Here is a 26,276-nt window from a genome sequence, read left to right on the forward strand (position 1 = left end):
CAACAACCTTCTGCCTCCCTCTTCCTGTACATCCCGATGACCAAGCACTACGACGCCGATTACTTCCAGCGCTGGTACCGCGACGGCGACATCGGTGGCGCGCCGCGGCTGGCGCGCAAGGTGGCGATGGCCGTGGCGGTGGCCGAGTACCACCTGGAACGTCCCATCCGCACGGTGCTGGACGTCGGCTGTGGTGAAGGCGCGTGGCGTGCGCCATTGTTGAAACTGCGGCCGAAACTGCAGTACCTGGGTTTCGACAGCAGCGAGTACGCGATCCGCCGCTTCGGGCGCACCCGCAACCTGCACTACGCGCGCTTCGAGGATTTCCAGTACCTGCGTCCCTGCGAGCCGGTCGACCTGCTGGTGTGCTCGGATGTACTGCACTACGTACCGACCCGCGAACTGAAGCGCGGGCTACCGGGGTTGGCTGAACTGTGCGCCGGTGTCGCCTTCCTTGAAACCTTCGCAAAGGAGGACGAATTCGAAGGCGACCACGAGGGATTCCAGCCGCGCAAGGCGGCGTGGTACCGGGAAGCGTTCGATGGACTGGGTTTCCAGTCGATCGGCAACCATTGCTGGCTGGGCCCGCGCCTGGCGGGCGATGTCGCGGTGCTGGAGGCGGCGGATTTCCGGCCGATAACCTGAACAGGCGTGCGCGGCGGTACCGGCTTTGCGGTATGCTGCGGCGCAGCACCGTGCACCAAAAGCGGGATTCCGGACAGCCATGACCTTGTACCAACTGCACGAACTCGGACGCGCATGGATGGCGCCGCTGGCCTACATGGCCGAAGCCAACGCACGGATGTTTTCCACACCGACAAGCTGGCTCTCCAACGTGCCGGGGGCCGAGCGCATCGCGGCCGGCAATGAACTCGTCCACCGCATCGGCAAGGATTACGAAAAGCCGGCGTGGGAGATCCGCGAAGTCGAGGCGCATGGCCGCACGGTCCCCGTGGTGGAACTGGAGGCGGTGAAGAAGCCGTTCTGCCGCCTGCTCCGCTTCAAACGCTACACCGACGACGCCGACACCATCGCCCTGCTGAAGGACGACCCGGTGGTGCTGGTGGTGGCGCCGCTGTCGGGCCACCACGCCACACTGTTGCGCGACACCGTGCACACCCTGCTGCGCAACCACAAGGTCTACGTGACCGACTGGGTGGACGCGCGCATGGTGCCCGCGTCGGAGGGCCCCTTCAGCCTCGACGACTATGTCGCCTACGTGGAGGAGTTCATCCGCCACATCGGCGCAGAGAAACTCCACGTCATCAGTGTCTGCCAACCCACCGTGCCGGTACTCGCGGCGGTGTCGCTGATGGCGGCGCGCGGCGAAGCCACGCCGCGTTCGCTGGTGATGATGGGCGGCCCGATCGACGCGCGCCGCAGCCCCACCGAAGTGAACAGCCTGGCCACGCGCAACCCGCTGTCGTGGTTTGAGAACAATGTCATCCACGCGGTCCCCGTGCCCTACCCCGGCGAAGGCCGTCGCGTGTATCCCGGCTTCCTGCAGCATGCCGGGTTCCTTGCGATGAACCCCAGCCGCCATTTCATGTCGCACTGGGATTTCTATGCGGATCTGGTGAAGGGCGATCTGCAGGACGCCGAATCGCATCGCAAGTTCTATGACGAATACAACGCCGTCCTCGACATGCCGGCCGAGTATTACCTGGACACCATCCGCACCGTGTTCCAGGAGTTCCTGCTGCCGCGCGGCGAATGGACGGTCAATGGCGAACTGGTGAAGCCGGCCGCGATCAAGAAGACCGCACTGATGAGCATCGAGGGCGAACTCGACGACATCTCCGGCCAGGGCCAGACCGCTGCCGCGCATGACCTGTGCACCGGCATCGCGAAGGCGCACCACAAGCACCTGACGGTCGAGGGCGCCGGTCATTACGGCATCTTCAGCGGCCGCCGCTGGCGCGAAAAGGTGTATCCGCAGGTGCGCGACTTCATCGCGAAGTACGCAGGCTGAATCGACGCGTCCTGTGGGAGCGACGTCAGTCGCGAAGCTTTTGAGGGATCGGCGCATCCATGCCGACAGTAGAAAAGGCCGCCCTCACAGGCGGCCTTTTCGTTCGCGACTCACGTCGCTCCCACATCGATCCCTCACACCACCGGCGTACGCACCAGCAGGTGCTTGGCCAGCCAGCCATGGAAGACACCGACAAAACGCGCCAGGTGCAGCGTGGCGAACAACAGGACGATGCCGAAGACGGAGACCAGCGGCAGCAGCCATGGCGCTTCCGTGACCAGGTTCCATTCGCCGAAGTTCATGACGTAGTCGAAGGGCAGAAAGTACGCTACGGGGGCTGCGATGAAGCCCAGCGACAACGCCAGCAACGTGATGGCGACCGAGAAGTACAGGATGCCGAGCGGGTGCATCAGCAGCAGGTACAGCATCGCCGTCCAGGTGCGACCGTCGGTGAAGAGTTCCTTCAAGCGCGTCATCCACGGCTTGTCGCGCTGGGTGTACAGCGGACGACGCGGCATGCGCTCGCCGAGCAGCACTTCCACCATCCGGCCCTCGACCAGCGACAGCAACCGCACCGACATCAGGAACAGCAGCAGCAGCGGGATGCCGACGATCAGGATCAGCAGGCCGGCTGACAGGCTGGCGCCGGTCACGACCCAGGTGAAGTAGAACGTGCCGGTGGCCAGCGACAGCAGCATGTAGAACAGCGCGCCGTAGGTGCGGGCATCGGCGGCGACACCGAAGAAGCGGCCCAGCAGCGACTTGCGCTTCGGCGGTACCGGTGGACGCAAGGCCTTGGCGACGGTGACTTCGGTCTCCCTGTAGATGTCGGCGACTTCCTCCGGCGCGCCGTAGCTGCCGGCGACCGATGCGATCACCTCGGCTTCCGACTTGCCGGGGTTCTCCGCCATTTCCGAGCGCAGGTACTCCTCCGCGTCGTACAGGGCATCCTGGACCATGGCCTTGTCGGCGCCCGACAACGCGGCGCGCAACTGGTCCAGGTATTCGGGGATGGTGGTGGGCAGGCTGCCCGGGGCAGTGGTGGTGTTCATGCAGGAATCCCCTCAAGCACGGAATCGACGGAATCACGGGTGGCGCGCCAGGCGGCGATCCAGGACTGCAGGGTCAGCCGCCCTGGCTCTGTGATGCGGTAGTAGCGGCGTGGCGGGCCCGCAACGGACGGCTCGACGAAGCTGTCCAGCAATCCGCCGCCCTCCAGGTTGCGCAGCACCGGGTAAAGCGCGCTTTGCTTGCCGCTGAGCACGCCGTCGCCGACGCGCTCCAGCTGCTTGGCGATCAGGTATCCGTACAACGGTTCACCGGCCCGGGCCAGCACTGCCAGCAAGGCCAGCGACACGGTGCCTGCGCTCAGTTCTTTCTGGAACTTCTTCAGTTGGATATAGGGCTCACTCATGGCTCCCCCTCCGCGGCACTCCCGCTAGGTTGTAGACGATGCTATTACGAAGTTTGATATAGCGAATGTGCCAGTAGTCACTGGGACCGGCGGCCTCCCTACAATCGGTCCATCTTCCGACTCGGATCCGCCATGCGCCTGACGCCGCTGCTGCTCGCCTACCTGCTCGCCCTTCCCGCCGCGCATGCCGAGGAACCGCCGAAGCATCCCAGTGCGAAGGAGATCCTCGACGCGTCGCCTGATGCCGACTGGCGCACGCTGGAGCCGGCCAACACGTTGTACATGGACGTGCCCGGCGGCCGCGTGGTGATCGAACTGGCCCCCGCGTTCGCGCCGGAGCACGTCGCCAACATCCGCACGCTGGCGCGCGAGGGCTTCTGGAACGGCCTGGGCATCTACCGCTCGCACGACAACTTCGTGGTGCAGTTCGGCGATGCCGATGCGGAGGACACGTCAAAAGCCAAGTCGCTGGGCACCGCGAAGACGAAGCTGCCGGCCGAGTTCGCGCGCACGGCAACCGGCCTGACCTTCACCCGGCTGCCGGACGTGGATGGATGGGCCCCGGAAGTCGGCTTCGTGGACGGGTTTCCCGCCGCGCGCGATCCGAAAACCGGCGATGCCTGGCTGGCGCACTGCTATGGCGCGCTGGGTGCCGGCCGCGGCGGCCCGCCCGACAGCAGCAACGGCAGCGAACTGTATGTGGTCACCGGGCAGTCGCCGCGCCAGCTGGACCGCAACATCACGCTGGTGGGCCGCGTGGTGAAGGGCATGGAACTGCTCAGCGCGATTCCGCGCGGGCCGGAGCCCATGGGTTTCTACGAGAAGGCGGAAGAACGCACGCCGATCACCGCCATCCGCCTGGCCAGTGAAGTGCCGGAGAGCGAGCGCATGCCGCTGCAGGTGCTGCGCACCGACTCGAAAACCTTTGCTGCCGCCACCGAAGCTCGCCGCAATCGCCGCGATGGCTGGTACGTGCAGCCCGCAGGCCACATCGATCTTTGCAACGTGCCGCTGCCCGTCAGGACACCGCCCGCACCCTGATCCGGAACCCGTAGCAGCCCTATGCATCACCGCACAGCGGCGATGCTTGACAGCGCGGCCTGACGGCTTGATATTTAGCAAATACGTTAATTATCTAAGTACCTATGGCCACCGACCGCATCTTCGACGCCCTCGCCTCGCGCCCGCGTCGTGAAATCCTGGCGTACCTGTCCGCGCAGGAGCTGACGGCCGGCGAGATCGGCGCGCGCTTCGCGATGAGCGCGCCGGCCATTTCCCGCCATCTTTCGGTGCTGGAGGCCGCAGGCCTGGTTGCCAGCGAACGCCGCGGACAGTTCATCTATTACCGGCTCACGCCCGACAACCTGGTCAACACACTGACCGGTTTCGCCTTCGAGGTATGCCCCACGGCGGGGCCGCTGAAACGCGAGTCGCGACAGCGGGCCAAGCAGGCGGTCACTGCGCGCAAGCCCGCCCCCGCCAAACCCCGCTGACTTCCACCTCTTTGCCAGGAACGCACGATGAGCCACCCTGCCGATGCCGTCCCCGGATTTCCCACCGCCCGTATTCCTTCGTATTGCGGCGGCCTTCCCGTCGAAGTGATCCTGCTGTCGCAACTTGGCCATGGAGCGGGTGACCACTTGCACGCCGAGGCCAGCATGCGCCAGCGTGCGCACCCGGGTTTCGTGGACGAACTGGACGAGCCGTCCGCCCGCGTGGCGTCGCCCGCCTTCGAACAGGGTGAGCGCTCGGCGCTCTACACCTTCGCGGTGGGCAGTGGCGGCCATCCGTTCCATCGGCACGCTGGCCATCGCGTCTTTACCGCCGTCACCGGCAGTGCGGGGGCACGGCTGCGTTTCTCCACTGCATCGGATGCGCAGCTCGCGCAGGATCCCGCCCACTTCATCGCCGCCCTGCACCACGTGGATCTTCCAGCGGACTGCCTGTTCACCGTGCGCTTCGGCGGCGGTACGTGGCATCAGTTCGCGCCGTTGCAGACAGACAGCCGGCATCCGGTCCTGTTCGCGCTGTCATGCCATACCGACGAACTCGGTGGCCTGGAGAAGAAACCCCTGCGAGAGGACGTGCTTGCCGGCAACGCCACGCTCGCCACCCTGACCGAAACCCTGCCGGCAACCGTACAAGGCTGGCTGTCCCGGCATCCGCTGGATGCCACGTCCATCCCGACCACGCGCCTGTCGTTGCACGCACCGCCGGGCAGCTGGCAGCAGCGCCTGTGTGCCGCGGTGCGTCGCCATGCGGGCCGTGTCCGCGCGATGCTGTCGACGTGGTGCGGCAGTCTGGGATTCGTGGTGCGGCACCGCCCGCCGGTGGAAGCCCTGTCCACGCCACCCGCCGGCTCGTTGTTGCGAGAGCACCTGCCGCGACATCATCACCAGGACACGTTCCGCCTGCGGCTGCGCGGCGACATCGGCAGGCATGCGCAGGCCAGCGTACTGCTGGCCGATGTGCTGGAAGGTTTCCTCACCCGTCGCCCGACCGGTGTGACCCAGCTCATGCGCCTGCGCAACGCGCTGGTGCGGCCGTTGCGTCTGCGCACATCACCGCTCGGGTGCCCGGTGTCCTCGCTGCTCTCACCATCGCGCGAACCGCTATTCGCGGGCCGATATCCCGTGCTGGGCCAGCAGGTCGCCGCGGACGGCAAGCGCGCGCAGGTGCTGCTGGGCGCGGACGACCGCCACCTGGTGTTCCGTTCGTGCGTGGGCGTGCAGATCAACGAAGACAGCGTGGACATCACACTGGGCACGCGCGTGCAATGCCGCAATGCTTTTGGCCGGCTCTACATGGCGGCGATCGATGGCGTCCACCATCGCTATGTCTCGCCGGCCATGCTGAGGATGGCCGCGGACCACCTGATGCGCCAGCATGCTCCGTCGGCACTGGCACAAGGCGTCTTCGCCTAGACCGTGCGCTTGTGCGCTTCCTCGACGATGCGCTTGTTGCGGATGCGCACACTGCCCACCATCAACAGACGCAGGTCACGGACGATGTAGTCCGCCAACGCATCGTCGGCGATGGTGTCGCCGTCGATGTCCAGGCGGAAATCCTGGCCTTGCAGGCCGCCGCCGTTGCTGAAATCGATCTCGAAATCGAACACCACGCGGTTCTCGCTCATGCGCGCTGGCTCGCCGCCACGCTGCCCAGGATCAAGGCACCGGCCGCCAGCATCGCGGGCGTGACCGGCTCACCCAGGAACAGCCAAGCGAAGGCGGCGCCGAACAGCGGGACCAGGTAGGTCACCGTCGAAGCGCGTGCGGGTCCGATGCGGTGGATCAGGCGGTAATACAGCAGGAACGCGTAACCCGTGCAGACCACACCGATGGCGATCGCGGCACTCCAGGCGCCGATGCTGATCGACGCCGTGGGCCAGTGCGTGGCCGCGAACGGAAGCACGAGCACGGCTGCACACCCCAGCGTGGCGGCTGCCGCCGCGGCGGGAGGAATCCCTGCCAGATGCCTGCGCACCAGGTTGACCCCCACGCCGTAGAGCAGCGCCGCGGTGGAACCCGCAACGACGGCACCGCCCACGCTCAGGCCTCCCGCCTTGCTGGTGGCCAGCACGACCACGCCGACGAACCCCACCAGCAGCGCAAGCGACCGCCGCAACCCGATCGTCTGCCCGAAGAACAGGAACCCCACCAGTGCCGCGAACAACACGGTCATCGCATTGCAGATCGCACCGATCGCGGCCGGCGAACGTTGTGCGGCCCAGGCGAACAACAGGAAGGGAATCGCAGAGTTGATCGCGCCGATCAGGGCCAGCTTCGGCCACATGCCGGCGCTGAAATGCGCACGCTCGCGCCACAGGAACGGCAGCAGCACCAGCGCGCCCAGCGCCAGCCGCACTTCCACCAGCGCGAACGGCCCGAACGGGTTGGCCGCGATCCGCATGAACAGGAACGAGCTGCCCCAGATCGCGCCCAGGGCCAGCAGTTCCAGCGGCGTGCGCCAGTCGCGCTGGGCCACCTCGGGAAGCGTTCCCACCGCTGCGTTTCCCTGCGTCATCGCCATGCCCTCGTTCGTGCCTGCCCCCATTCTGGCCGAACGTACGGTCCCCACAAGCGCGTACGATACGGCCAAGCCACAAATCTGGCTTGTGCCTGGAGCCACCATGAGCCTGCGTCCCGCCCTGCTGCCTGCCCTTGGTGTGTTCGCCGCCGCCGCGCGCCACCAGAACTTCGCCCACGCGGCCGACGAACTGCACCTCACCGCCAGCGCCGTCAGCCACCACGTGCGCAAGCTGGAGGCGCTGCTGGGCGTGGTGCTGTTCCAGCGCCACGCCCGTGGCGTGAAGCTCACCGCCGAAGGCCGGCAGCTGGCGGATGCGGCCAACGCGGCATTGGGCGATATCGATGCGGTGGCTTCGCATCTGCAACTGGCCGGCAAGACCACCACGCTGCGCCTCACCACGCTGCACTCGCTGGCCTACTGCTGGCTGCTGCCACGAGTGCCTCGCTTCTGCGCGCGCCATCCGCACATCCGGCTGCATGTCGATACCGGTATCGCGTTGACGCGGTTCGATGACGAGGGGCCGGAACTGGGCATCCGCCACGGGCCCGGCCACTGGCAGGGCCTGACCGCGCACCATCTGATGGACGACGAGTTGTTTCCGGTGGCGTCGCCCGCGTTGCCCGGGATCGAGGCCGTTCGGGAGCCTCGCCAGATCGCGCAGTTGCCGCTGGTCACCGACCTGGCGCTGCAGGGCTGGCGCGACTGGTTCCGTGCTGCGGGTGTACGCGGTCTGCGACTTCCCGCCATGCACAGCTTCAACGACAGCACCGACGCAATGCGCGCCGCCGTGTACGGCGTGGGGGCCGCGCTTGCGCGCCACCACATCGCGCAACCGTATCTGCAACGCTACGAACTGGTGCGCCTGCCCGGCCCTGCCCTGAAGGCGCGCTTCGCGTATTACGCCGTGCACCCGGCGCACAGACCACCAAGTGCCGCCGCGCAGGTATTCATCGACTGGCTGAAGGAAGAAGCGCGCGACGAGCGCACGCCCCTGCCACCGATGCCGGACGACTTCCTGGGACGCCGCGGTAGCTGACCCGTACGCGCGCCCTCAGGGCACGGTTTTGAGCGCCTGCACCACGGCCGGCTTCAGCGCACGGATGTTGGGGTCCGCGGACTGGTCGGCCTCCAGGTGGACGCTCATCAGGAACGTCATCAGATCATGACGTCGCGCGAGCCAGACACTGTCGGCATAGGCCTGCTTCGGGACACCCAGCCTTGGCGGCAGCGCGCCGAACCAGCGCGTCCACGCCCCTTCGTCCAACAGGCCACGCCTGGCGGCATACAACACCGGCCGCGCGAGCCGCCCCGGCTCGCCGAAGACATAGGCGTGCGCGCTTTCCGGCACGGCCTGTTCCGCCACGGCCTGCAGCAACACGTCCACCTGCGCGCGATCCACCTGCTCATTGAGCACCAGTTGCAGCAGCCAGTCCGCCCCATGCGCGACGCCATGCCGCCAGCCCTCGACCGCATCGAAGCCACGATAGTCGCGCACCGACGCCAGATAGGCGGCAGCACGCGCGACCATGTCGGCGCGTTCATCGGCCGACATCCAGGGCGCGATGCGGTCGGTGCGCGCAACCTCCGACAACACCAGCGCTGCGAAAGGCGGGCCGAATCCCGCGGCGGCGTCCTCGCCCAGCATCGCGTACAGGCGGTCGCGCAAGGCACGGCGTTGTTCCACGTCCAACTGTCCCGCACGCAGCCATGTGCTGAGGCCTTCGTAGGCCACGCCATCGCGCAAGGCAGGATCGGGATCGGCCAGGCATGCCGGCAGCCCGGTCGCCAGGGCAGCACGCACGTCGTCAGGCACGGCGAATTTCTGTTCCCGAAGCAACTGCAACGAACCCCTGTCCGTGCCCTCGGGCGGACAGGCCGCCTGCGCCGACCACGACAGCAGCATCCCCGCCCACGCCAGCCATGCCCATGAACGCATCGTCATCTCCTCGACCTCGTGCCATCGCCCGACTTCACGACCCATCCTGCATGCTTGCGACAACGCGGAAAACAGCAGTGCAGGTGAACTACCCCGTTCGCGCCATGATCAGGCGCTGGCGCCATCGAAGGGGATGACCTTCAACGCGGAAAGGTCCACATCGGGCAGGCAGCGAACGTTGATGGCCGCCATCTGTGCACCTGTCGCCGGATGCGCTGCCTCACCCAACGGCGCGATGCCACAGGTCGCGCAGAAGCGATGCTGGATGTGGTGCTTGTTGAAGGTGTAGGTGGACAGATCGGATTCCGGTGTCTTCAGCACCAGCGCTTCACGCGGTGCGAACCACAACAGGCCGCCTCGCCGCCGGCACAGCGAACAGTTGCAGTCGATGACCTCCGAGATGTCGCCCTCGACCTCGAATGCGATGCGGCCGCAATGGCAGCTCCCTTCGTGCTTCATGTCACGGTTCTCCGTCGTCCGGTACGCCAGCGTATATCGAATGGCATGGGCGTGGGCATGACCTCCGGCCTATCCTGTGCACCCTGACCCACACCGCATCGCAACAGGATTCCCATGCGCAAGACCCTGCTCGCCGCCGCCCTGCTGGCTTCGATGACCGCCTGCCAGAAGGGCGAAGCCCCCACCGCCGCCCCCGGTGCCGGTGCCGACACCGCGACCGCGACCGCCGACACCGCCAGGGCCGATGCCGCCTTCGCCGATCTTTCCAAGCGCGCGCTTGAGGGCTGGCTGCAGCTCTCGCCCGTCAGCGCCACCCAGATCGGCGAGCACAAGTACGACGGCGAACTCGACGACCTGAGCGCCGGCGGCAGGCAGAAAGGCCTGGACTTCAGCAAGAAGATCCTGGCCGAGCTGGATGCGACCGACATCGCCGCGCTGTCGCGCGAAAACCAGGTCGACGCCGCCATCCTGCGCAACCAGCTGCAGTACGACATCTGGACCGCCGAAACGCTGCAGAGCTGGGCCTGGGACCCGCAGGTCTACAACAACGTCGCCGGCGGCGCGATCTACGGCCTGATGGCGCGCGAGTTCGCACCGCTGCCCGAGCGCCTGAAGTCCGCCACCGCGCGCATGCAGAAGATCCCGGCGCTGCTGGCGCAGGCACGCGAGAACCTCGACCCGGCGCGCGTGCCCAAGGTGCATGCCGAAACCGTCGCCAGGCAGAACGCCGGCATCCTGAGCATCGTGGATACCTTCATCACACCGAACCTCAAGGACCTGCCGGAAGCCGACCGCGCGCAGGCGCAGGCCGCCATCGACACGCTGAAGAAGGCCGTCGCCGAACACCAGGCCTGGCTGGACAAGACGCTGGTGCCGAATGCGAAGGGCGACTTCCGCATCGGCCAGGCGCTGTACGACCAGAAGCTGCAGTTCGCGCTGCTGTCGTCGCTGTCGCGTGCCGACATCAAGCAGCGCGCCGAGGGTGAGCTCAAGCGCGTGCGCGAAGAGATGTACGGCATCGCCCGCACCGTGCTGAAGGACAAGCCCGGTGCGCCCGCCCTGCCGGAAACGCCCACCGCCGACGAACAACAGAAGGCGATCGAGGCCGCGCTCGAGCTGGCCTATGCCGAGCGCCCGGCACGCGACAAGGTGGTGCCGGATGCGGAAGCGGCGCTGGCGCAGGCCACCGAATTCGTGCGCAAGCATGACCTGGTCACGCTGCCGGATGCGCCGGTGGAGATCATCGAGATGCCGGAGTTCCAGCGCGGCGTGGCGGTGGCGTACTGCGATTCGCCCGGCCCGCTCGACAAGCACCTGAAGACGTTCTACGCGGTCTCGCCGATTCCGGAAGACTGGGATCAGACGCAGGTCGATTCCTTCCTGCGCGAATACAACAGCCGGATGATCCACCTGCTGAGCGTCCACGAGGGCACGCCGGGCCACTACCTGGAAGGCTGGCACTCGGCCAAGTTCCCGTCGACGCTGCGCGCGGTGCTGCGCTCGGGCATGTTCGCCGAAGGCTGGGCGGTCTACACCGAGAAGATGATGTCCGACGCCGGCTACCTCGACAACGATCCGCTGTTCCACCTGGTGCAGATGAAGTTCTACCTGCGCACGATCGCCAATGCGATCCTCGACCAGGGCGTGCAGGTGGATGGCTGGACGCGCGAGCAGGCGATGGACCTGATGGTGCGCCAGACCTTCCAGCAGGAGCGCGAAGCCGCCGGCAAGTGGACGCGCGCGCAGCTGACCTCCGCGCAGCTGCCGACGTACTTCGTCGGCGTGCAGGAGCACTTCGACATGCGCAAGGCCGCCGAAGCCAAGCAGGGCGCGCAGTTCAACCTGAAGGCCTACCACGACCAGGTACTGTCGTACGGCGCGCCGCCGGTGCGCTTCGTCCGCCAGTTGATGCTGGACGAGTCGATCAAGTAAGACCGGCGGCACGGCGTCTTTGTAGGAGCGGGCCATGCCCGCGATGCTCTTGCTTCATCGATCGAAAAGCATCGCGCCCATGGGGCGCTCCTACAAAAGCCGCGCCTCCGCCACGATTACGCCGTTGGCGGATGCTGGACGAACCGATCAAGTAAGGCCAACGTGACCACGCCTTTGTAGGAGCGGGCCATGCCCGCGATGCTCTTGCTTCATCGATCGAAGAGCATCGCGCCCATGGGGCGCTCCTACAAAAGCCGCGCCTTCGCCACGATCACGCCGTTGGCATCGGCATAGATCCAGTCGCCCGGCGTGATCGACATGCCGGCGAACGCCACCGGCACGTCCACGTCGCCCAGACCACGCTTCTCGGTCTTCATCGGGTGGGAAGCCAGCGCCTGCACGCCGAGCGGCAACGCCGCCAGGGCGTCGACATCGCGCACGCAACCGAAGATCAGGAAGCCGGACCAGCCGTGCTTCACCGCATTGGCCGCGATCTGGTCGCCCAGCAGCGCACGCCGCAGCGAGCCGCCGCCATCGACCACCATGACGCGCCCCTCGCCTGGCGTGGCCGCCAGCTCGCGCACGCGCGAGTTGTCTTCGAAGCACTTCACCGTCACCGCGGGCCCGGCGAAGGCGACGCGTCCGCCATAGCCGCGGAACACCGGCTCGGCGACCCGCACGTCGGGGAACTGGTCGCAGAGGTCGGGCGTGGTCCAGGACATGCGGCATCTCCGAGGGCGCGGCTTGACCGCATGGTAACGCGGGCGCGACGCACAGCGGGCTATGCTTCGCGCATGGATGACCTCTTCGCTTCCCCGCCTCCCGTTCCCGCCGACGGCATCCGCGTCGGCATCGGCGGCTGGACCTTCGCGCCATGGCGCAAGAACTTCTATCCCGACGGTCTGGTGCAGCGGCGCGAACTTGAATACGCCAGCCGCCAACTGACCGCCATCGAAATCAACGGTACCTACTACGGCGCACAGAAGCCGGCGACCTACGCCAGCTGGCGCGACCAGGCACCGGATGGCTTCGTGTTCTCGGCCAAGGCACCGAAGCGCATCATGCAGTCGCGCTCGCTGGCATCGACGCAGGCGCAGGTGGAGGATTTCGTGGGCGGCATCGCCGAACTCGGCGCCAAGCTCGGTCCACTGGTCTGGCAGTTCGAAGCGGGACGACGCGTCGACGCGGACGAACTCGATGCTTTCCTGGCGCTGCTGCCTCGCGAGGTCGACGGCCGCCCGCTGCGGCACGCACTGGAGGTCCGCGATCCCGGCGCGGTGGACGCGGACTTCATCGAACTGGCGCGTCGCCACCAGGTCGCCACGGTCTTCACCGATTCCGCCGACTATCCCTCTTTCGCCGACCTCACCGCGGACTTCGTCTACGCACGCCTGATGCGCTCGCAGCCGATCGAGACCGGGTATCCGCCGAAGGCACTGGCGCAGTGGGCCGAACGCGCTCGCGCCTGGTCGCGCGGCGAAGACATCGCCGACCTGCCGCACGTGGGCAAGCCGGCGTCCGTGATGCCGCGGCGCGATGTGTTCGTGTACTTCATCAGCAGCGCGAAGGAACGCAATCCTGCCGCAGCCATGGAACTGATCCGCCGCCTGTAGGAGCGCCGCTTGGGCGCGATGCTCTTCTTGTTTTTGATGCCCACCTAGCAAAGAAGCATCGCGCCCAAGGGCGCTCCTACAGAGAGGGGTTCAAGGGCCGCCGGAGCCACCACAGCGCCACGCCGACGCCGACCAGGCAGGTGAACGCGACATAGTGCGCCGGCGCCAGCGGGCCCCACGCCTTCGACAGCCAGGCGATCAGGGGCGGCGTCAGCCCGCCGAACACCGCGTACGCCACGTTGTACGAGAACGACAGTCCGGAGAAGCGCACCTCGGGCGGGAATGCGGCCACCATCAACGCCGGCGTGACGCCCACCACGCCGCAGCAGAAACCGGCCAGCGCGTACCAGGCCACGAACTCCGCCTGATGGCCCGCCACCAGCGCGCCGTAGAGGGCGTACGCAGCCGCGCCCAACCCCAGCGATCCGACCAGCAGCGCGCGCCCCACGCCGATGCGGTCCACCGCCCAGCCCGCGAGCAGGCAACCGAACACCAGCGCCAGCGTCGCCAGGCTGTTGCCCTGGAATGCCACGGCGGGCGCAATGCCGAAGCTGGTCTGCACCAGTGTCGGCGTCAGCAGCACGATCACCACGATGGCGGCGGTCAACTGCCACGAGGCCAGCATCGACAGGATCACCGCCGGACGGTGCGCGGCGAGCACCTGCTGCACCGGCAGCTGCCGCGCGAGTTGTCTGCGCGCGCGCATCTCGACGAACACCGGCGTCTCCTCAAGCCAGCGACGCAGCCACACGGCGATGAAGCCGAACACGCCGCCCAGCAGGAATGGCACGCGCCACACCCAGGCCTGCACCTCCGCGGCGCTGTAGTGGGCGTTGATCCAAGCGGCCAGCAGCGAACCGATCAGGATGCCGGCAGTGAGTCCGGCCGTCAGCGTCGCGCAGGCGATGCCGACGCGGCTGCCCGGCACGTGTTCGGCCACGAACACCCAGGCCCCGGGCACTTCGCCTCCCACCGCGATGCCCTGCACGACGCGCATCGCCAGCAACAGCAACGGCGCCAGCGCGCCTGCCTGCGCGTGCGTCGGCAACAGCCCGATCAGCAAAGTAGGCACGGACATCATGAAGACGCTGAGCGTGAACATGCGCTTGCGCCCGAGCCTGTCGCCGAAGTGCGCCATCACGATGCCGCCCAGCGGCCGCGCCACGTAGCCAGCGGCGAAGATGCCGTAGACCTGCAGCTGCGCGAGCCACGGCGCCGTGTCCGGCGGAAAGAACAACGCGCCCAACACCTTGGCGAAGAACACGAACACGACGAAGTCGTAGAACTCCAGCGCGCCGCCCAGCGCCGACAGGCCGAGGGTCTTCGCGTCGCGGCGATCGAAGGGCCGCGGTATCGGAGGCGATGCGGTGGTGGCGGTCATGCAGGCGTCCTGGATCTCGGCACGGTCGAGGCGCGCGAACATCGCATGCCGACCGACATGCGTCCAGCGCCCTCGCCCCCCTGTAGGAGCGACGTGAGTCGCGACCGTGCCCCCAACGCGTCCGTAGACATCGGCGAACCGACGGACCGCGGACGATGCAGCTTCACCTGATCGGACAACGTGCGGTCGCGACTCACGTCGCTCCTACAGGGAGGATGCACGGCGACGACCGAGCACGCGATCCACCCCCACGATGACCAACCCCAGCACCACGAACACCGCCATGACGCCCACTGCATTGATAGCCACCTTCCCCCAGCCCAGCTGGCCGACATCGATGAAGGGATACGGGTATTCGCCCAGCCAAGCGCCGCGCACGAATACCCAGACCACATAGGCCAGCGGGAACAGCAGCCATCCCGCCACGTCGCGCCAGCGCAGCGCCCCATGCGGCGCGCAGGTCAGCCACCACGCCCAGTACGCCAGCGGCACCGCGTAGTGCAGGCCGGTGTCGGCCCACCACTGCGCACCCTGCGGTTGCCACAGGTGGCGCAGGATGAAGAAGTAGATGCTCCCGGTGACGCCGATGTAGAGCGCGACTGCGCCGCGCACGCGGGCCTGTCCGAAGAAGCCCGACTGCCCCGTCGCCGCGGAGAAGGCGACCAGCGCCACCGCGATGTTGCTGAGGATGGTGAAGTAGGTGACGAATCGCACCGTGCCCAGGACCACGCCGACATTGTCGCGGGTCAGCTGCAGGATCAGGACGTATTGCAGCACCAGCGCCGCCAGGGCGAGCAGCCCCACAAGAGCCGCGAACGTGCGGGGCACGACGGGAAGGTATGTGTGCGACATCGGTCATCCTCGATCCGCGGTCCTGCCAGCTTGCCACGGCGAGCGCCCGGTCGGGAGTGGTCCCATCGCCAGCCGCGCGGCGCTTCGGCGACAATGCACGCATGCCGATGACACCGACCGCCAAGGCCCAGTTGCAGATCCACCTGTGCGTGCTGCTGTGGGGCTTCACGCCCATCCTGGGCAAGCTGATCAGCCTGTCCGCGCTGCCGCTGGTGTGGTGGCGCATGCTGATCGTGGTGGTCGCCCTCGCTTTCCTGCCGCGCGTGTGGCGCGGCCTGCGTGCGATGCCGGCGAAGTTGATCCTCGCCTACTGCGGCATCGGCCTGATCGTGGCGCTGCACTGGCTGACGTTCTATGGCGCCATCAAGTTGTCGAACGCGTCCGTGGCGGTGACCTGCATCGCGCTGGCGCCGGCCTTCACCTCGGTGATCGAGCCCTGGCTGACGCGCCGGCCGTTCTCCTGGCGCGAACTGCTCTTCGGCGTGACCGTCCTGCCGGGCGTGGCGCTGGTGGTCGGAGGGATTCCCGACGGCATGCGGCTGGGCGTGCTGGTGGGTGCGCTGTCGGCGCTGCTGGTGGCGCTGTTCGGTCCGCTCAACAAGCGTCTGATCGACCATGGCGAACCGCTGACGATCACCGGCCTGGAACTCGGCGCGGGCACGCTCCTGCTGACCCTGCTCGCGCCGGTGATGCCGATGCTGTTCCCGGCGTTCGCCGGCGACCTGTTCGTGCTGCCCGGCCTGCGCGACGGCGCCCTGCTGCTGGTGCTGTCGCTGGCCTGCACGCTGCTGCCGTTCGCGTTGTCGCTGGTCGCGCTGAAGCATCTCAGCGCGTACGGCGTGCAGCTGGTGACCAACCTCGAACCCGTCTACGCCATCCTGCTGGCGATCGTGCTGCTGGGCGAACAGCGCGAACTCACGCCGCTGTTCTACCTGGGCGTGGGCATCATCCTGGCGGCGGTGTTCCTGCATCCGCTCGCGCAGCGACCGAAGCGCATCGAACACCCGGAAGTGCTGGGCACGTCTGAAGCCAAGAACATCGTCGAATGAAGACATCGCACGTCCACAGCCTGCGCCTGCCCTTCGCCGCGGCCCTCCTCGCGCTGTCGATGGCGTCCACCGCCTCCGCGGCCATGCCCGTGTACCGCGAAATGAAGGATTGGGTGGTGGCCTGCGACAACACCGCGCGTTGCGAAGCAATCGGCATGCAAGAGGCGTATCCGCAGCTCATCCTGCGGCTGGTGGTCGACGCGGGCCCCGCGGGCGAACCGGTGCTGTCGCTGGAATCGGAGGCACCGGTATCCGCACGCGACCTGCGCCTGGACGGCGAGCCGTTCGCCGTTGCGGCGCTGCTGCAGCCAGCGACCACCACCGACGAAGGCGTGCAACGCATCGGGCACGACGGCGCGCAGGTACGCACGTTCCTCGATGCGGTCCGCCATGGCGCACGACTGCAGGCCGGCACCGGCGAGGAGGCTCCCACCGCCTCGCTCGCCGGCTTGTCGGCCGCCCTGCTGCTGATCGATGAAACCCAGGGCCGGTTGGGCACGACGACGGCCTTGCTCCGGCGCGGCCCGCTGCCGGCCGCGCGCGTGCCCGCCGCGCCGGCGGTGCCTGCGCCCATCCGTGCCGTGGTCGCACCGCTGCTGGACGAGGCGGAAACACGCCGCCTGGTCACGCGGGTACGGTTGCAGGCAGCGGACGAAGTACAGCGCGAGGACTGCTTCGTCGAACCGGACACCGCCCATGACGAGGCCCATGCCCTGGACGACGACGAAGCCCTCGTCGCCCTGGAGTGCTGGCGCGGCGCCTACCAGTCATCCAGTCTGCTGTTCCGCCTGCGGCGCGACGGTGCTGGCGTGCCCGCCCGCGTACGGTTGACGGTGCCCGTGCAGGATGAAGGCGCCCCGCGGGTGATCGACGCATTCACCAGTATCGGGTTCGGCCAGGGCCGGCTGTTCCATTTCGCCAAAGGCCGGGGCCTTGCCGACTGCGGCGAGAGCGCGGCCTGGACCTTCGACGGGCGCGACTTCCGCCTGCAGGGCTACCACCGCCTGGGATGGTGCCGCGGCGGGAATCCGGGTGACTGGCCCGCCCTCTGGCGCACCCGCAGCGATTGAACCGTGCGCGACTCAGCGCGCGACCACCACTGGCACCGGACTGGTGGCGATGACCTTCAGCGCCACCGAACCGACCAGCAACTGCTTCAGCGCGCCGCGGCCGTGGGTGCCCATCACGATCAGATCCGCCTTGCCGGATTTGGCCTGCTTGACGATGCTCTCGGCCGGCTCGCCCACCACGATCTTCTCCACGAAGGGCAATTGCGCGCGCTTGAGCGCGATGCGCGCCTTCTTCATCGCGTAGGCGCCGTTCTCTGCGTGGTAACGCTCCACGCCATCGCTGCCGAGTTCCAGCGCGACCGAGCGCAGCAGCGGCGGATCGACATACAGCAGGGTCACGGCAGGCAGGTCGGCCAACGACTTGCTCAGCTCCACCAGGTGCCGCACGGCCGCCAGGCCGATCTCGCTTCCATCCACGGCCAACAGGATCTTCATCGTCGTTCTCCGCATGGGGCGGGCGCCCGCTGCGCCGCCGATGGAGACAGCATGCGTCAGTCCGTCGCGGCGCGCATTGATCCCGATCAACTCAGGCCGCCACCAACCTGGTCGCGCCCGCCGCGCTTGGCCTCATGCAGGGCGTGATCGGCCGCCATGGCGGAGCCAGTCCACGTCCGGCCGACCGGGACTTCAGCATGTCCGCCAGCGCCACGAGTACGCGGTCGCCTTCATCGTGGCCATGCAGGTCGTTGATCGTCTTGAAGTGGTCCACGTCCAGCATCGCCACCGCCAGCGGTTCACCCGGCTCTTCGGCCTTGCGCATCGCGGCTCCAGCGCAGCCGCGAATGCCCGGCGGCAGGCTCATGCCGGCAGGGGACAGGGATATCAGAGCAGCATGCCGATGTTCGCGCGCACCCAAGGTCGTCGCCTCGCGACGACGATCACGCCATGCGTCACCAGGTCTCCTGCTGCGGCAGCAGGCCACGCAGTTCCTGATCGGTGAGGTTGCGCCAGCGGCCAGGCTTCAGGTCGCCCAGCTTCACGTTGTCGATCCGCACCCGGCGCAACTGGGTGACGCGATAGTCGAAAGCCGCGGCCATCAGGCGGATCTGCCGATTCAGGCCCTGGGTCAGCGTGATGCGGAAGCCGAACTTCGCGATGCGGCCGGTCCGGCACGGCAGCGTCATCTGCCCGTGCACGCGCACGCCACGCGCCATGCCGCGCAGGAACTCGTCCGTCACCGGCTTGTTGACCGCCACCAGGTACTCCTTCTCGTGGCGGTTCTCCGCGCGCAGGATCTGGTTGACGATGTCGCCATTGCTGGTCAGCAGGATCAGGCCTTCCGAATCCTTGTCGAGACGCCCGATCGGGAAGATCCGCTGCTCGTGGCCGATGAAGTCGACGATGTTGTCCTTCACCGAAGATTCGGTGGTGCAGGTCACGCCGACCGGCTTGTTGAGCACGATGTAGACATGCTTGCGCTTGCCGGCCCTGGCGGCGCGCGCCTTCAGCGACTGGCCATCCACGCGCACCTCGTCGCCCTCGCCCACCACCGCCCCGACGCCGGCGGCGATGCCGTTGACGGTTACGCGGCGCTCCGCGATCAGGCGGTCGGCCTCGCGGCGGGAACAGAAGCCGGTATCGGCGATGTGCTTGTTGAGGCGGACGGTCATGCCGGCATTATCCGGGATCGCGCGCCCGCCGTCGCCGGCTTCAGGCCGGTTCCGCGTGAGCGGGGACAGGAACGGACTCCCATGCCGCCATCAGGTCCTGGAGCGGACACGGCACATGGACGGCGTAGCCCTGCACAAGCCCGATGCCTACCTCACGCAGCTGCGCCATCACCGCGTCGCTTTCGACCCATTCGGCAATGGTGATCTTGCCCAGCGCCTGGCCCATCTGGCTCATCGATCGCACCAGCGCCAGGTCGGCCTCGCCGCGCGCGAGGTCGCGGATGAACGCGCCATCGATCTTGAGGATGTCCACCGGCAACCGCCTGAGATAGGCGAACGAAGACAGACCGCTGCCGAAATCGTCCAGTGCGATCCGGCAGCCGCGCGTGCGCATCGCATCGATGAAGCGACAGGCATCATCCATGTTGGCGATCACGGCGGTCTCGGTGATCTCGAAGCACAACCGCGTCGCGACGCCCGGCTGCCGGTCCAGCAGCAGGTTCACGTACTCAAGGAAGGCGGGGTCGGCGATGGACTGCGCGGACACGTTCAGGTGGCACAGATCCACGCGCGCCAACTGCGCGGGATGCAGCGCGAAATGCCGGCAGACCGCATCGACCACGAAACAGTCCACCGCCATGCCCTGCCCGTAGCGCTCCATCGCCGGCAGGAAAACCCCCGGCGCATGCAGCCGGCCTTCGCGATCACGCAGGCGCACCAGCACTTCGTACTGCAGGCGCTGGCTGCCATCCAGCGCGACGATCTGCTGTGCGTAGAGCAACAGGCGATCTTCCGCGATCGCAAGCTGCGTGTGCGCCACCCATTCCAGTTCATGGCGACGACGCGAGAGACTGGGATCGGAATCGCGATAGCAGCGGATGCGGTTGCGCCCTTCTTCCTTGGCCACGTAGCACGCGGCATCGGCCGCGCGCAGCAGCCAGTCCACGTCCACCGCCGCATCATTGATCTCGGCCACGCCGATACTGCAGTTCAGGCCGAACGTGCGGCCATTCCACTGGAACGACGACTCGCCCAGCGCCGCATGGATGCGCGCCATCGCGGCTTCCGCCTCCTCCAGCGTGGTGTCGTGCAGCAGCACGGCGAACTCATCGCCGCCCAGGCGTCCCAGCCAGTCTTCACGACGCAGCTGCGCCGCCACCCGGCTGGCGAAATGGCACAGGAAGCGGTCGCCCGCCTCGTGCCCGCAGGTGTCGTTGACCAGCTTGAACTGGTCCAGGTCGATGTAGCAGAGCGTGTGCCGCCCATCGCATCCATGCGCCTGTCCAAGCACGCTCCCCAGCCGACGGGCGATCTCGCGCCGGTTGATCAGGCCGGTGAGGTCATCGTGGCTGGCCTGGTGCGCGATCTCGCAGGCGAGCTCATGCGCTTCGGACACATCTTCCACCAGCACGAACACCCGCTCCGCGCTGCGCGCGCGCGACGCCACCACCGAGGCCGTCCAGCGCACCCAGCGCACGTCGCCATCACGGCGCACGAGGCGGCGCTCGCCCGGTTCGAGCATGTGGGCCCAGTCGATGGCGCCACGGGCGTCGCACCGCAGGTCGTCGGCATGCAGCACATCGGACAGGTGCAGCAGGCGGATGTCATGCAGCGGCATGCCGAGGATCTTCGCCAGCGCGTCGTTCGCCCGGGTGAAACGCCCATCGCGGTCCAGCTTGAGCATGCCCACCGCGGACTGGTGGAACGCCATGCGGAATTCGCTTTCGGTCTCGCGCACGCGGCGCAGCGTACTGCGCATGACATGCAGCGCGTACGCGCAGAGCGCCAGGAACGCCACCGCGCTGAGCCCAAGCAGGACGCGCCGCATGAAATGCGCGCCCTCCGCCAGCGAGCGCGAGAACGCCAGTTCCTTCGGGCGCACGCGCGCATCGATGCCCATCAGCCGGTGCTGGTAGGCACGGACGCTCGCGCCGTCGCGCGTGGCGCCTGGCGCACGCGCCTCGAGCTCGTCGGCGAGCGCGACCAGATGCAGGATCTCGACTTCCGCCTCGCGCCACAGGCGCACCGATTCGCGGAAGTACGGGGCCTTGCCCAGCATGCGGTACATCCAGATCAGGCGGCCGATGTCCTCCGGCGCGTTCCCGCCCTGCAGGAACCCCTGGCGGGCGGCCTCCAGGTCCACGGGCGAACGCTCGAGCGCCAGCCTGCCCGCACGGTCACCCAGTGGCACACGCAGGGCGACCCGCGCATCCGCCAGATCGGCGGGCTGCGCATGGCTGGCATAGCGGTACAGGCTGTGCACGGCACGCTGCTGCGCCTTGGACCAATGGCTCTCACCGATGATGTAGGCGGTGGCGCCCGCCTGCGTTTCAAGCACGGCAGCGATCAACAGCGCGCCCAGCGCGGACAGGACGATGAGCGCCGCGACCCGGGCCGGGAGCCGCCGCTGCAGGCCCCGGTTGCGGTCATCGCCGGCGGTCCCGCCGGCTACGGATGCTTCCCTGTTGTCCACATGTCACTCCTGTTGGCCCGCGCGATGGAAGGCGTTCGCGTGGGCCTCCACCGTCGTTCATCGGCCCGGCCCTGCGACCCTTGAGGGCTGGGTCAGCATTCGACACGGACGGCCGACAAATGGTCGTCCCGCGTCAGTTGTCGTCATCCGGGGGCGGCCCCGGCGTCGACCACCTGGTCGCGCCCGGCCCGCTTGGCCCGGTACATCGCCTCGTCGGCCCGGCGCAGCAGCGATGCCGCGTCGATGTCTTCCGGCTCGAGCGTGGCCAGGCCGATGCTGGCGGTCACCTGCAGGCCATCGATGCCCAGCCCGGTGCCCGTCGCGTGCACCTGCGTGCGCATCGTTTCCAGGCGCGTGCGCGCGGTCGCGCCGCCAATGCCGGGCAGCAGCACCAGGAATTCCTCGCCGCCCATCCGGATCACATCCGCGGGATCGCGCACCATCGAGGTCAGGTGGGCCGCCACCGCCACCAGCACGCGGTCGCCGACCGCATGCCCATGCACATCGTTGATGCGCTTGAACAGGTCGATGTCGAGGAAACCCACGGCCAGCGGCCCCGCACCTGCGCGGGCGTCGCGCATGTGCTGTTCCAGCCGCTTCAGGCCGGCGCGGCGGTTCGGGAGTCCGGTGAGCTCATCGGTGTCGGCCAGGGCACGCATCTCGTCGCGCTGGCGGCGCAACTGGCCCAGGCGCAGGTTCAACACGTAGGCGCTGACGGTCAGGAACCACGTGATCGACAACTGGATCGCTTCCACGCGGTATTCGATCAGCAGATGGCTGTCGACCACGTCCATCGCCGCCATCGCCAGGAACGGCGTGACGGCCGCGATCGCCGCGATGGCATCGGCGCGCTGGCCACGCAGGAAATACAGCCCCAGCACCAGGATGGCGACGCAGCCGGCAGCGAAGCCCTGGTCAATGCCTGTCGCCAACCGCGACAGGCCTTCCTGCGACAACCACCCCGCGGCCACGCTCGTGGCGCAGAGGCCTGCCGTAAGCCACGGCAACCAGCGACGCGTGCCGGGCCAGGCGCGCGCGCCACCGACGAGCAGCCACATCGCGTACAGCAGCGTCGGCAGGCCCAGGCAGGAAAATGCGACCAGCCATCGGGATTCACCATTGCCGATGGGCAGCCAGGGTTCGGGGTAGCCGCTCAGGCCACTGAGCACCGCCTGCCCCAGCACACTGAGCGCACACAGCAGGGCGTAGCCCAGGAAGACGCGGTCGCGCGTACTCAGGAAACCCATCAGCGCCATGAAGGCCAACGCGATGGCGATGGCCACGCATGCCGTCCGCACCAGCAGGCGTGCCGTGTCGACCTGCTGGACCGGGCTGGGCGCGCCAATGCGGACCGTGGGGATCCAGCCGGGCTTCAGCGGTTTGGCCCACGCCACCTCGATGGGGTCCCGGTTGCCCGCCGGGGGCACCACCACCATGCCCACGCCTGCACGGAACCGGGAATCGCGCGTGCGGGCGTCGTGCATGCGTCCGCATACCTCACGGTCTCCGTGGTGCACCCGCACCTCGCCCGCGAAGATGTTGAACACGTTGATGGCCTGCGGGGCACCCGACCACCCTTCCGGTGGAGCGGGGATCTCGACCCGCTCCGTGAGCCCCGCCTGCATCGCGGCCGTGCAGTGGCGCTGCGGCGCCTGCTCGGAGGTCGGCGCCCCGGTGACCAGGTAGTCGCGGCCGGGTTCCGGCGCCGCCTGGACCGGGCACGACAACGCGACGAGCAGCAACAGCCACCCTGCGATCCCGCCACGTTGATCCCCGTTCTCCCTCACGAACACTCCGGTACGTCGCCGCCCTCCCGACTACCGGTGCGCTGGCTTGCGTCTACGAAATGCAACTTCCGTGCCACGTGCCGGCGCCCCAGGCCGGCAGGCCGTCACTCGCGCGGCGGCCCCTTGCGGTGCGGCTTGCCTGCGCCGAACGGCTTGTCACCGCGCGGCTTGCCCTTGCCGGCCCCCGGGCCTCCGAACTTGCGCGGCGGCGCAGAACCCGCACCGCCACCCTCGCCCGGCTTGTGGATGCGCAGTTGCTGACCGGACACCCAGACCTTTTTCAGATGCATCAGCACTTCGCGCGGCATGCCTTCGGGCAGGTCGAGCGTGGTGTGGTCGTGCTGGATGTCGATGCGTCCGATGTAGCGGCTTTCCAGGCCCGCCTCGTTGGCGATCGCGCCGACGATGTTGGCCGGCTTCACGCCATGCGCGTGGCCCACTTCGATGCGGTAGGTCTCCATGCCCACCTCCGGCTTGTCGGTCCGCGGCGGTTTGTCGGCGCGCGGACGATCAGTGTCGGGGCGCTCGATGCGCGAACGCTCGGGCTTGTCGAAGCTGCGTGCAGGGCGCTCGCCCGGGCCGTCATCGCGACGCGGACGCTCGTCGCGTTCGCGGCGCGGTGCATTGCCATAGGTCTCGCTGCGCACCGGGCGCTGTTCGCGCGGCGTGCGTTCCTGCGACAGCAGCAGCGGCGTATCGCCCTGCACCAGCTGCGCGAGTGCGGCGGCGATGTCCACCGCCGGTACGTTCTGCTCGCGCTCATAGCGTTCGATCAACGCGCGGAACTCGCCCGCCTTGCCCGAGGCCAGCGTGTCGGTGATGCGCGCCAGGAACTTCTCCACGCGGCGGTCGTTGACCGCTTCCACGCTGGGCAGCTGCATCTCTTCGATCGGCTGGCGCGTGGCGCGCTCGATCGAACGCAGCATGCCTTTTTCGCGCGGGGTGACGAACAGGATCGCGTCACCCGTGCGACCGGCACGGCCGGTGCGGCCGATGCGGTGCACGTAGCTTTCGGTGTCGTACGGAATGTCATAGTTCAGCACGTGGCTGATGCGCTCCACGTCCAGGCCGCGCGCGGCCACGTCGGTGGCGACCAGGATGTCCAGCTTGCCGTCCTTGAGCTGCTGGATGGTCTTCTCGCGCGCCGCCTGCTGCATGTCGCCGTTGATCGCGGCCGCAGCCAGCCCTCGCGCCTGCAGCTTGTCGGCCAGCTCCTCGGTGGCAGCCTTGGTGCGGGCGAACACGATCATGCCGTCGAACGGCTCGACTTCCAGGATGCGGGTCAGCGCATCCAGCTTGTGCATGCCGCTGACCCACCAGTAACGCTGGCGGATGTTGGCCGAGGTGGTCGTCTTCGAGGCGATGTTCACCTCGACCGGATCCTTCAGGTAGGTCTGGGCGATGCGGCGGATGGCCGGCGGCATGGTCGCGGAGAACAGCGCCACCTGGCGCGTTTCCGGGGTCTTCTTCAGCACGGTCTCGACGTCGTCGATGAAGCCCATGCGCAGCATTTCGTCGGCTTCGTCCAGCACCAGCGTGGTCAGGCCGGACAGGTCCAGCGAGCCGCGCTCCAGATGGTCGATCACGCGGCCGGGCGTACCGACCACGACGTGCACGCCGCGCTTCAACGCCTGCAGCTGCGGGTAGTAGCTCTGGCCGCCGTAGATCGGCAGCACGTGGAAGCCGGGGATCTTGCCCGCGTACTTCTGGAACGCCTCGGCCACCTGGATGGCGAGTTCGCGCGTGGGCGCCAGCACCAGTGCCTGCGGGCTGCCCGCGCCGGGATTGATGTTGGCCAGTACCGGCAGCGCGAAGGCGGCGGTCTTGCCGGTGCCCGTCTGCGCCGTGCCCAGCACGTCGCGGCCGGCCAGCATCGCCGGGATGGTGGCCGCCTGGATCGGCGACGGGGTTTCGTACCCCACGGCGGTGACAGCGGCCATGACCGGCGCCGGCAGACCGAGGTCGGCGAACAGGAGCGGGGCTGGGGAGGGGGATTCGGTGGACATGCGGAGACTCCGGGGCGTCGCGGAGCCGCACGCCGAGCCGCATATTGTGCCCCTTCGGGGCCCTCCTGTCGCGTTGCAGCACGCCAGCGCCTTCACGTGGACGGGCGCTGTGATGTTCCGGACGCGGCGGCGAATCACCTTCCAGACCCGCACAATCGAGCACACGCCCGGATGGAATCGACCCCCGCCATGACCACGGACACGGACGCCCGCGCAGGCTTCCAGGCCCAGTTGCTGGCCCACCGCGGCATCGTCGCCAAGGTCGCCGGCACGTATGCCTGGCACCCGGACGACCGCGACGACCTGATGCAGGACATCGCCACGCAGCTGTGGCGCGCGTGGCCGGGGTACGACAGCGCCCGCCCGTTCGCCACCTGGATGTACCGGATAGCGCTGAACGTGGCGATCTCCCATGTCCGCGGCCGCACGCGCGCGCCGTCGCCCGAGGCATGGCACGAAGACCACCACGATCTCGCCGACCCGCATGCGCACGACCACGAAGCGCGCGAGCAGGTCGACCTGCTGTACCGATTCATCCAGGCGCAGCCCCCGCTCGACCGCGCCCTGCTGCTGCTCTACCTGGAAGACCGCAGCCATCGCGAGATGGCCGATGTGCTGGGCCTGAGCGAAACCAACGTGGCGACCAAGATCAGCCGGCTGAAGCAGCGGCTGCGCAACGAACTCTGAACC

The 26,276-nt window shown here is 68.0% G+C and carries 25 protein-coding genes and 1 pseudogene; 11 read left to right on the forward strand and 15 right to left on the reverse strand.

The features are described from left to right. The first annotated feature begins 36 nt into the window (after positions 1 to 36). Both OY559_RS13855 and phaZ read left to right on the forward strand, forming a co-directional pair. Positions 37 to 645, forward strand: coding sequence for a class I SAM-dependent DNA methyltransferase (locus tag OY559_RS13855; RefSeq protein ID WP_277730012.1), 609 nt, complete (start codon positions 37 to 39; stop codon positions 643 to 645). Positions 646 to 724: 79 nt separating this feature from the next. Continuing rightward, a complete protein-coding gene (phaZ, locus tag OY559_RS13860) occupies positions 725 to 1,972 on the forward strand; it encodes a polyhydroxyalkanoate depolymerase (protein ID WP_277726826.1) in 1,248 nt (415 codons plus the stop codon). Between the two features lie 134 nt (positions 1,973 to 2,106). Here phaZ and OY559_RS13865 read toward each other — a convergent pair whose 3' ends face one another. Further along, positions 2,107 to 3,024, reverse strand: a complete 918-nt coding sequence (locus tag OY559_RS13865; RefSeq protein ID WP_277726827.1) for a sensor domain-containing protein — start codon at positions 3,022 to 3,024, stop codon at positions 2,107 to 2,109. Further along, on the reverse strand, positions 3,021 to 3,386 hold the full coding sequence (locus OY559_RS13870) for a PadR family transcriptional regulator (protein WP_277726828.1): 366 nt from the start codon (positions 3,384 to 3,386) through the stop codon (positions 3,021 to 3,023). The genes OY559_RS13865 and OY559_RS13870 overlap by 4 nt, the downstream gene beginning before the upstream one ends. Positions 3,387 to 3,518: 132 nt before the next feature. Between OY559_RS13870 and OY559_RS13875 the strand changes: the two genes are divergently transcribed. From OY559_RS13875 to OY559_RS13885, 3 genes are all read left to right on the forward strand, one after another. Then, the gene (locus tag OY559_RS13875; RefSeq protein ID WP_277726829.1) at positions 3,519 to 4,427 is read left to right on the forward strand and encodes a peptidylprolyl isomerase; all 909 of its coding nucleotides are present in this window, start codon (positions 3,519 to 3,521) and stop codon (positions 4,425 to 4,427) included. 104 nt (positions 4,428 to 4,531) lie between these two features. Next, positions 4,532 to 4,879, forward strand: a complete 348-nt coding sequence (locus OY559_RS13880) for a metalloregulator ArsR/SmtB family transcription factor (RefSeq protein WP_267793243.1) — start codon at positions 4,532 to 4,534, stop codon at positions 4,877 to 4,879. Positions 4,880 to 4,906: 27 nt separating this feature from the next. Beyond that, on the forward strand, positions 4,907 to 6,310 hold the full coding sequence (locus OY559_RS13885; protein ID WP_277726830.1) for a DUF2867 domain-containing protein: 1,404 nt from the start codon (positions 4,907 to 4,909) through the stop codon (positions 6,308 to 6,310). Here the strand turns inward: OY559_RS13885 and OY559_RS13890 are convergent. Together OY559_RS13890 and OY559_RS13895 are read right to left on the reverse strand one after the other, a co-directional pair. After that, entirely contained in the window at positions 6,307 to 6,522 is a 216-nt protein-coding gene (locus OY559_RS13890; protein ID WP_277726831.1) for a cyclase, read from the reverse strand. The two genes, OY559_RS13885 and OY559_RS13890, sit on opposite strands and share 4 nt — an antisense overlap. Beyond that, positions 6,519 to 7,412, reverse strand: a complete 894-nt coding sequence (locus OY559_RS13895) for a DMT family transporter (protein ID WP_277730013.1) — start codon at positions 7,410 to 7,412, stop codon at positions 6,519 to 6,521. The genes OY559_RS13890 and OY559_RS13895 overlap by 4 nt, the downstream gene beginning before the upstream one ends. A gap of 106 nt (positions 7,413 to 7,518) precedes the next feature. Between OY559_RS13895 and OY559_RS13900 the strand changes: the two genes are divergently transcribed. Then, positions 7,519 to 8,454: a LysR substrate-binding domain-containing protein gene (locus OY559_RS13900; protein WP_277726832.1), complete on the forward strand. Its 936-nt coding sequence runs from the start codon at positions 7,519 to 7,521 to the stop codon at positions 8,452 to 8,454. 15 nt (positions 8,455 to 8,469) lie between these two features. Here the strand turns inward: OY559_RS13900 and OY559_RS13905 are convergent, their stop codons facing one another. Next, on the reverse strand, positions 8,470 to 9,354 hold the full coding sequence (locus OY559_RS13905) for a DUF2785 domain-containing protein (protein ID WP_277726833.1): 885 nt from the start codon (positions 9,352 to 9,354) through the stop codon (positions 8,470 to 8,472). A gap of 108 nt (positions 9,355 to 9,462) precedes the next feature. Then, positions 9,463 to 9,813, reverse strand: coding sequence for a GFA family protein (locus OY559_RS13910; protein ID WP_277726834.1), 351 nt, complete (start codon positions 9,811 to 9,813; stop codon positions 9,463 to 9,465). Positions 9,814 to 9,927: 114 nt separating this feature from the next. Here OY559_RS13910 and OY559_RS13915 point away from each other — a divergent pair, with 114 nt between their 5' ends. Continuing rightward, positions 9,928 to 11,745, forward strand: coding sequence for a DUF885 domain-containing protein (locus tag OY559_RS13915; RefSeq protein ID WP_277726835.1), 1,818 nt, complete (start codon positions 9,928 to 9,930; stop codon positions 11,743 to 11,745). Between the two features lie 245 nt (positions 11,746 to 11,990). On the opposite strand, the gene rraA is transcribed toward OY559_RS13915, so the two are convergent. Beyond that, the gene (gene rraA / locus OY559_RS13920; protein ID WP_277726836.1) at positions 11,991 to 12,467 is read right to left on the reverse strand and encodes a ribonuclease E activity regulator RraA; all 477 of its coding nucleotides are present in this window, start codon (positions 12,465 to 12,467) and stop codon (positions 11,991 to 11,993) included. Positions 12,468 to 12,539: 72 nt separating this feature from the next. On the opposite strand from rraA, the gene OY559_RS13925 reads away from it, so the two are divergent. Then, entirely contained in the window at positions 12,540 to 13,358 is an 819-nt protein-coding gene (locus tag OY559_RS13925; protein WP_277726837.1) for a DUF72 domain-containing protein, read from the forward strand. 76 nt (positions 13,359 to 13,434) lie between these two features. On the opposite strand, the gene OY559_RS13930 is transcribed toward OY559_RS13925, so the two are convergent. Both OY559_RS13930 and OY559_RS13935 read right to left on the reverse strand, forming a co-directional pair. Then, the gene (locus tag OY559_RS13930; RefSeq protein ID WP_277726839.1) at positions 13,435 to 14,739 is read right to left on the reverse strand and encodes an MFS transporter; all 1,305 of its coding nucleotides are present in this window, start codon (positions 14,737 to 14,739) and stop codon (positions 13,435 to 13,437) included. A 204-nt stretch (positions 14,740 to 14,943) separates the two neighbouring features. After that, positions 14,944 to 15,591 carry a Pr6Pr family membrane protein gene (locus OY559_RS13935; protein WP_277726840.1) on the reverse strand — a complete coding sequence of 216 codons (648 nt, stop codon included), beginning with the start codon at positions 15,589 to 15,591 and terminating at the stop codon, positions 14,944 to 14,946. Between the two features lie 101 nt (positions 15,592 to 15,692). On the opposite strand from OY559_RS13935, the gene OY559_RS13940 reads away from it, so the two are divergent. After that, the gene (locus OY559_RS13940) at positions 15,693 to 16,640 is read left to right on the forward strand and encodes a DMT family transporter (protein WP_277726841.1); all 948 of its coding nucleotides are present in this window, start codon (positions 15,693 to 15,695) and stop codon (positions 16,638 to 16,640) included. Next, on the forward strand, positions 16,637 to 17,710 hold the full coding sequence (locus OY559_RS13945) for a DUF1176 domain-containing protein (protein ID WP_277726842.1): 1,074 nt from the start codon (positions 16,637 to 16,639) through the stop codon (positions 17,708 to 17,710). The genes OY559_RS13940 and OY559_RS13945 overlap by 4 nt, the downstream gene beginning before the upstream one ends. A 12-nt stretch (positions 17,711 to 17,722) precedes the next feature. Here the strand turns inward: OY559_RS13945 and OY559_RS13950 are convergent, their stop codons facing one another. The 6 genes and pseudogenes from OY559_RS13950 to OY559_RS13975 form a co-directional block, all read right to left on the reverse strand. Then, positions 17,723 to 18,145, reverse strand: a complete 423-nt coding sequence (locus OY559_RS13950) for a universal stress protein (RefSeq protein ID WP_277726843.1) — start codon at positions 18,143 to 18,145, stop codon at positions 17,723 to 17,725. Positions 18,146 to 18,314: 169 nt separating this feature from the next. Beyond that, positions 18,315 to 18,449: pseudogene (locus OY559_RS13955) on the reverse strand (diguanylate cyclase); the annotation flags it as partial. 151 nt (positions 18,450 to 18,600) lie between these two features. Further along, on the reverse strand, positions 18,601 to 19,320 hold the full coding sequence (locus OY559_RS13960) for a pseudouridine synthase (protein WP_277726844.1): 720 nt from the start codon (positions 19,318 to 19,320) through the stop codon (positions 18,601 to 18,603). A gap of 40 nt (positions 19,321 to 19,360) precedes the next feature. Next, positions 19,361 to 21,793, reverse strand: coding sequence for a putative bifunctional diguanylate cyclase/phosphodiesterase (locus OY559_RS13965; RefSeq protein WP_277726845.1), 2,433 nt, complete (start codon positions 21,791 to 21,793; stop codon positions 19,361 to 19,363). 143 nt (positions 21,794 to 21,936) lie between these two features. After that, positions 21,937 to 23,580, reverse strand: coding sequence for a sensor domain-containing diguanylate cyclase (locus OY559_RS13970; RefSeq protein ID WP_277726846.1), 1,644 nt, complete (start codon positions 23,578 to 23,580; stop codon positions 21,937 to 21,939). 104 nt (positions 23,581 to 23,684) lie between these two features. After that, entirely contained in the window at positions 23,685 to 25,586 is a 1,902-nt protein-coding gene (locus OY559_RS13975; protein WP_277726847.1) for a DEAD/DEAH box helicase, read from the reverse strand. A gap of 189 nt (positions 25,587 to 25,775) precedes the next feature. On the opposite strand from OY559_RS13975, the gene OY559_RS13980 reads away from it, so the two are divergent. Then, the gene (locus OY559_RS13980; protein WP_277726848.1) at positions 25,776 to 26,273 is read left to right on the forward strand and encodes an RNA polymerase sigma factor; all 498 of its coding nucleotides are present in this window, start codon (positions 25,776 to 25,778) and stop codon (positions 26,271 to 26,273) included. Positions 26,274 to 26,276: the final 3 nt, after the last annotated feature.

Origin of the sequence: Pseudoxanthomonas sp. SE1 (assembly GCF_029542205.1) — a bacterium.
GTDB lineage: Bacteria > Pseudomonadota > Gammaproteobacteria > Xanthomonadales > Xanthomonadaceae > Pseudoxanthomonas_A.

Excerpts from the sequence above, each read along its gene's own strand:
- OY559_RS13855 (WP_277730012.1), top strand. The coding sequence starts at position 37 with ATGACCAAGCACTACGACGCCGATTACTTCCAGCGCTGGTACCGCGAC.
- phaZ (WP_277726826.1), top strand. The coding sequence starts at position 725 with ATGACCTTGTACCAACTGCACGAACTCGGACGCGCATGGATGGCGCCG.
- OY559_RS13865 (WP_277726827.1), bottom strand. The coding sequence starts at position 3,024 with ATGAACACCACCACTGCCCCGGGCAGCCTGCCCACCACCATCCCCGAA.
- OY559_RS13870 (WP_277726828.1), bottom strand. The coding sequence starts at position 3,386 with ATGAGTGAGCCCTATATCCAACTGAAGAAGTTCCAGAAAGAACTGAGC.
- OY559_RS13875 (WP_277726829.1), top strand. The coding sequence starts at position 3,519 with ATGCGCCTGACGCCGCTGCTGCTCGCCTACCTGCTCGCCCTTCCCGCC.
- OY559_RS13880 (WP_267793243.1), top strand. The coding sequence starts at position 4,532 with ATGGCCACCGACCGCATCTTCGACGCCCTCGCCTCGCGCCCGCGTCGT.
- OY559_RS13885 (WP_277726830.1), top strand. The coding sequence starts at position 4,907 with ATGAGCCACCCTGCCGATGCCGTCCCCGGATTTCCCACCGCCCGTATT.
- OY559_RS13890 (WP_277726831.1), bottom strand. The coding sequence starts at position 6,522 with ATGAGCGAGAACCGCGTGGTGTTCGATTTCGAGATCGATTTCAGCAAC.
- OY559_RS13895 (WP_277730013.1), bottom strand. The coding sequence starts at position 7,412 with ATGACGCAGGGAAACGCAGCGGTGGGAACGCTTCCCGAGGTGGCCCAG.
- OY559_RS13900 (WP_277726832.1), top strand. The coding sequence starts at position 7,519 with ATGAGCCTGCGTCCCGCCCTGCTGCCTGCCCTTGGTGTGTTCGCCGCC.
- OY559_RS13905 (WP_277726833.1), bottom strand. The coding sequence starts at position 9,354 with ATGCGTTCATGGGCATGGCTGGCGTGGGCGGGGATGCTGCTGTCGTGG.
- OY559_RS13910 (WP_277726834.1), bottom strand. The coding sequence starts at position 9,813 with ATGAAGCACGAAGGGAGCTGCCATTGCGGCCGCATCGCATTCGAGGTC.
- OY559_RS13915 (WP_277726835.1), top strand. The coding sequence starts at position 9,928 with ATGCGCAAGACCCTGCTCGCCGCCGCCCTGCTGGCTTCGATGACCGCC.
- rraA (WP_277726836.1), bottom strand. The coding sequence starts at position 12,467 with ATGTCCTGGACCACGCCCGACCTCTGCGACCAGTTCCCCGACGTGCGG.
- OY559_RS13925 (WP_277726837.1), top strand. The coding sequence starts at position 12,540 with ATGGATGACCTCTTCGCTTCCCCGCCTCCCGTTCCCGCCGACGGCATC.
- OY559_RS13930 (WP_277726839.1), bottom strand. The coding sequence starts at position 14,739 with ATGACCGCCACCACCGCATCGCCTCCGATACCGCGGCCCTTCGATCGC.
- OY559_RS13935 (WP_277726840.1), bottom strand. The coding sequence starts at position 15,591 with ATGTCGCACACATACCTTCCCGTCGTGCCCCGCACGTTCGCGGCTCTT.
- OY559_RS13940 (WP_277726841.1), top strand. The coding sequence starts at position 15,693 with ATGCCGATGACACCGACCGCCAAGGCCCAGTTGCAGATCCACCTGTGC.
- OY559_RS13945 (WP_277726842.1), top strand. The coding sequence starts at position 16,637 with ATGAAGACATCGCACGTCCACAGCCTGCGCCTGCCCTTCGCCGCGGCC.
- OY559_RS13950 (WP_277726843.1), bottom strand. The coding sequence starts at position 18,145 with ATGAAGATCCTGTTGGCCGTGGATGGAAGCGAGATCGGCCTGGCGGCC.
- OY559_RS13960 (WP_277726844.1), bottom strand. The coding sequence starts at position 19,320 with ATGACCGTCCGCCTCAACAAGCACATCGCCGATACCGGCTTCTGTTCC.
- OY559_RS13975 (WP_277726847.1), bottom strand. The coding sequence starts at position 25,586 with ATGTCCACCGAATCCCCCTCCCCAGCCCCGCTCCTGTTCGCCGACCTC.
- OY559_RS13980 (WP_277726848.1), top strand. The coding sequence starts at position 25,776 with ATGACCACGGACACGGACGCCCGCGCAGGCTTCCAGGCCCAGTTGCTG.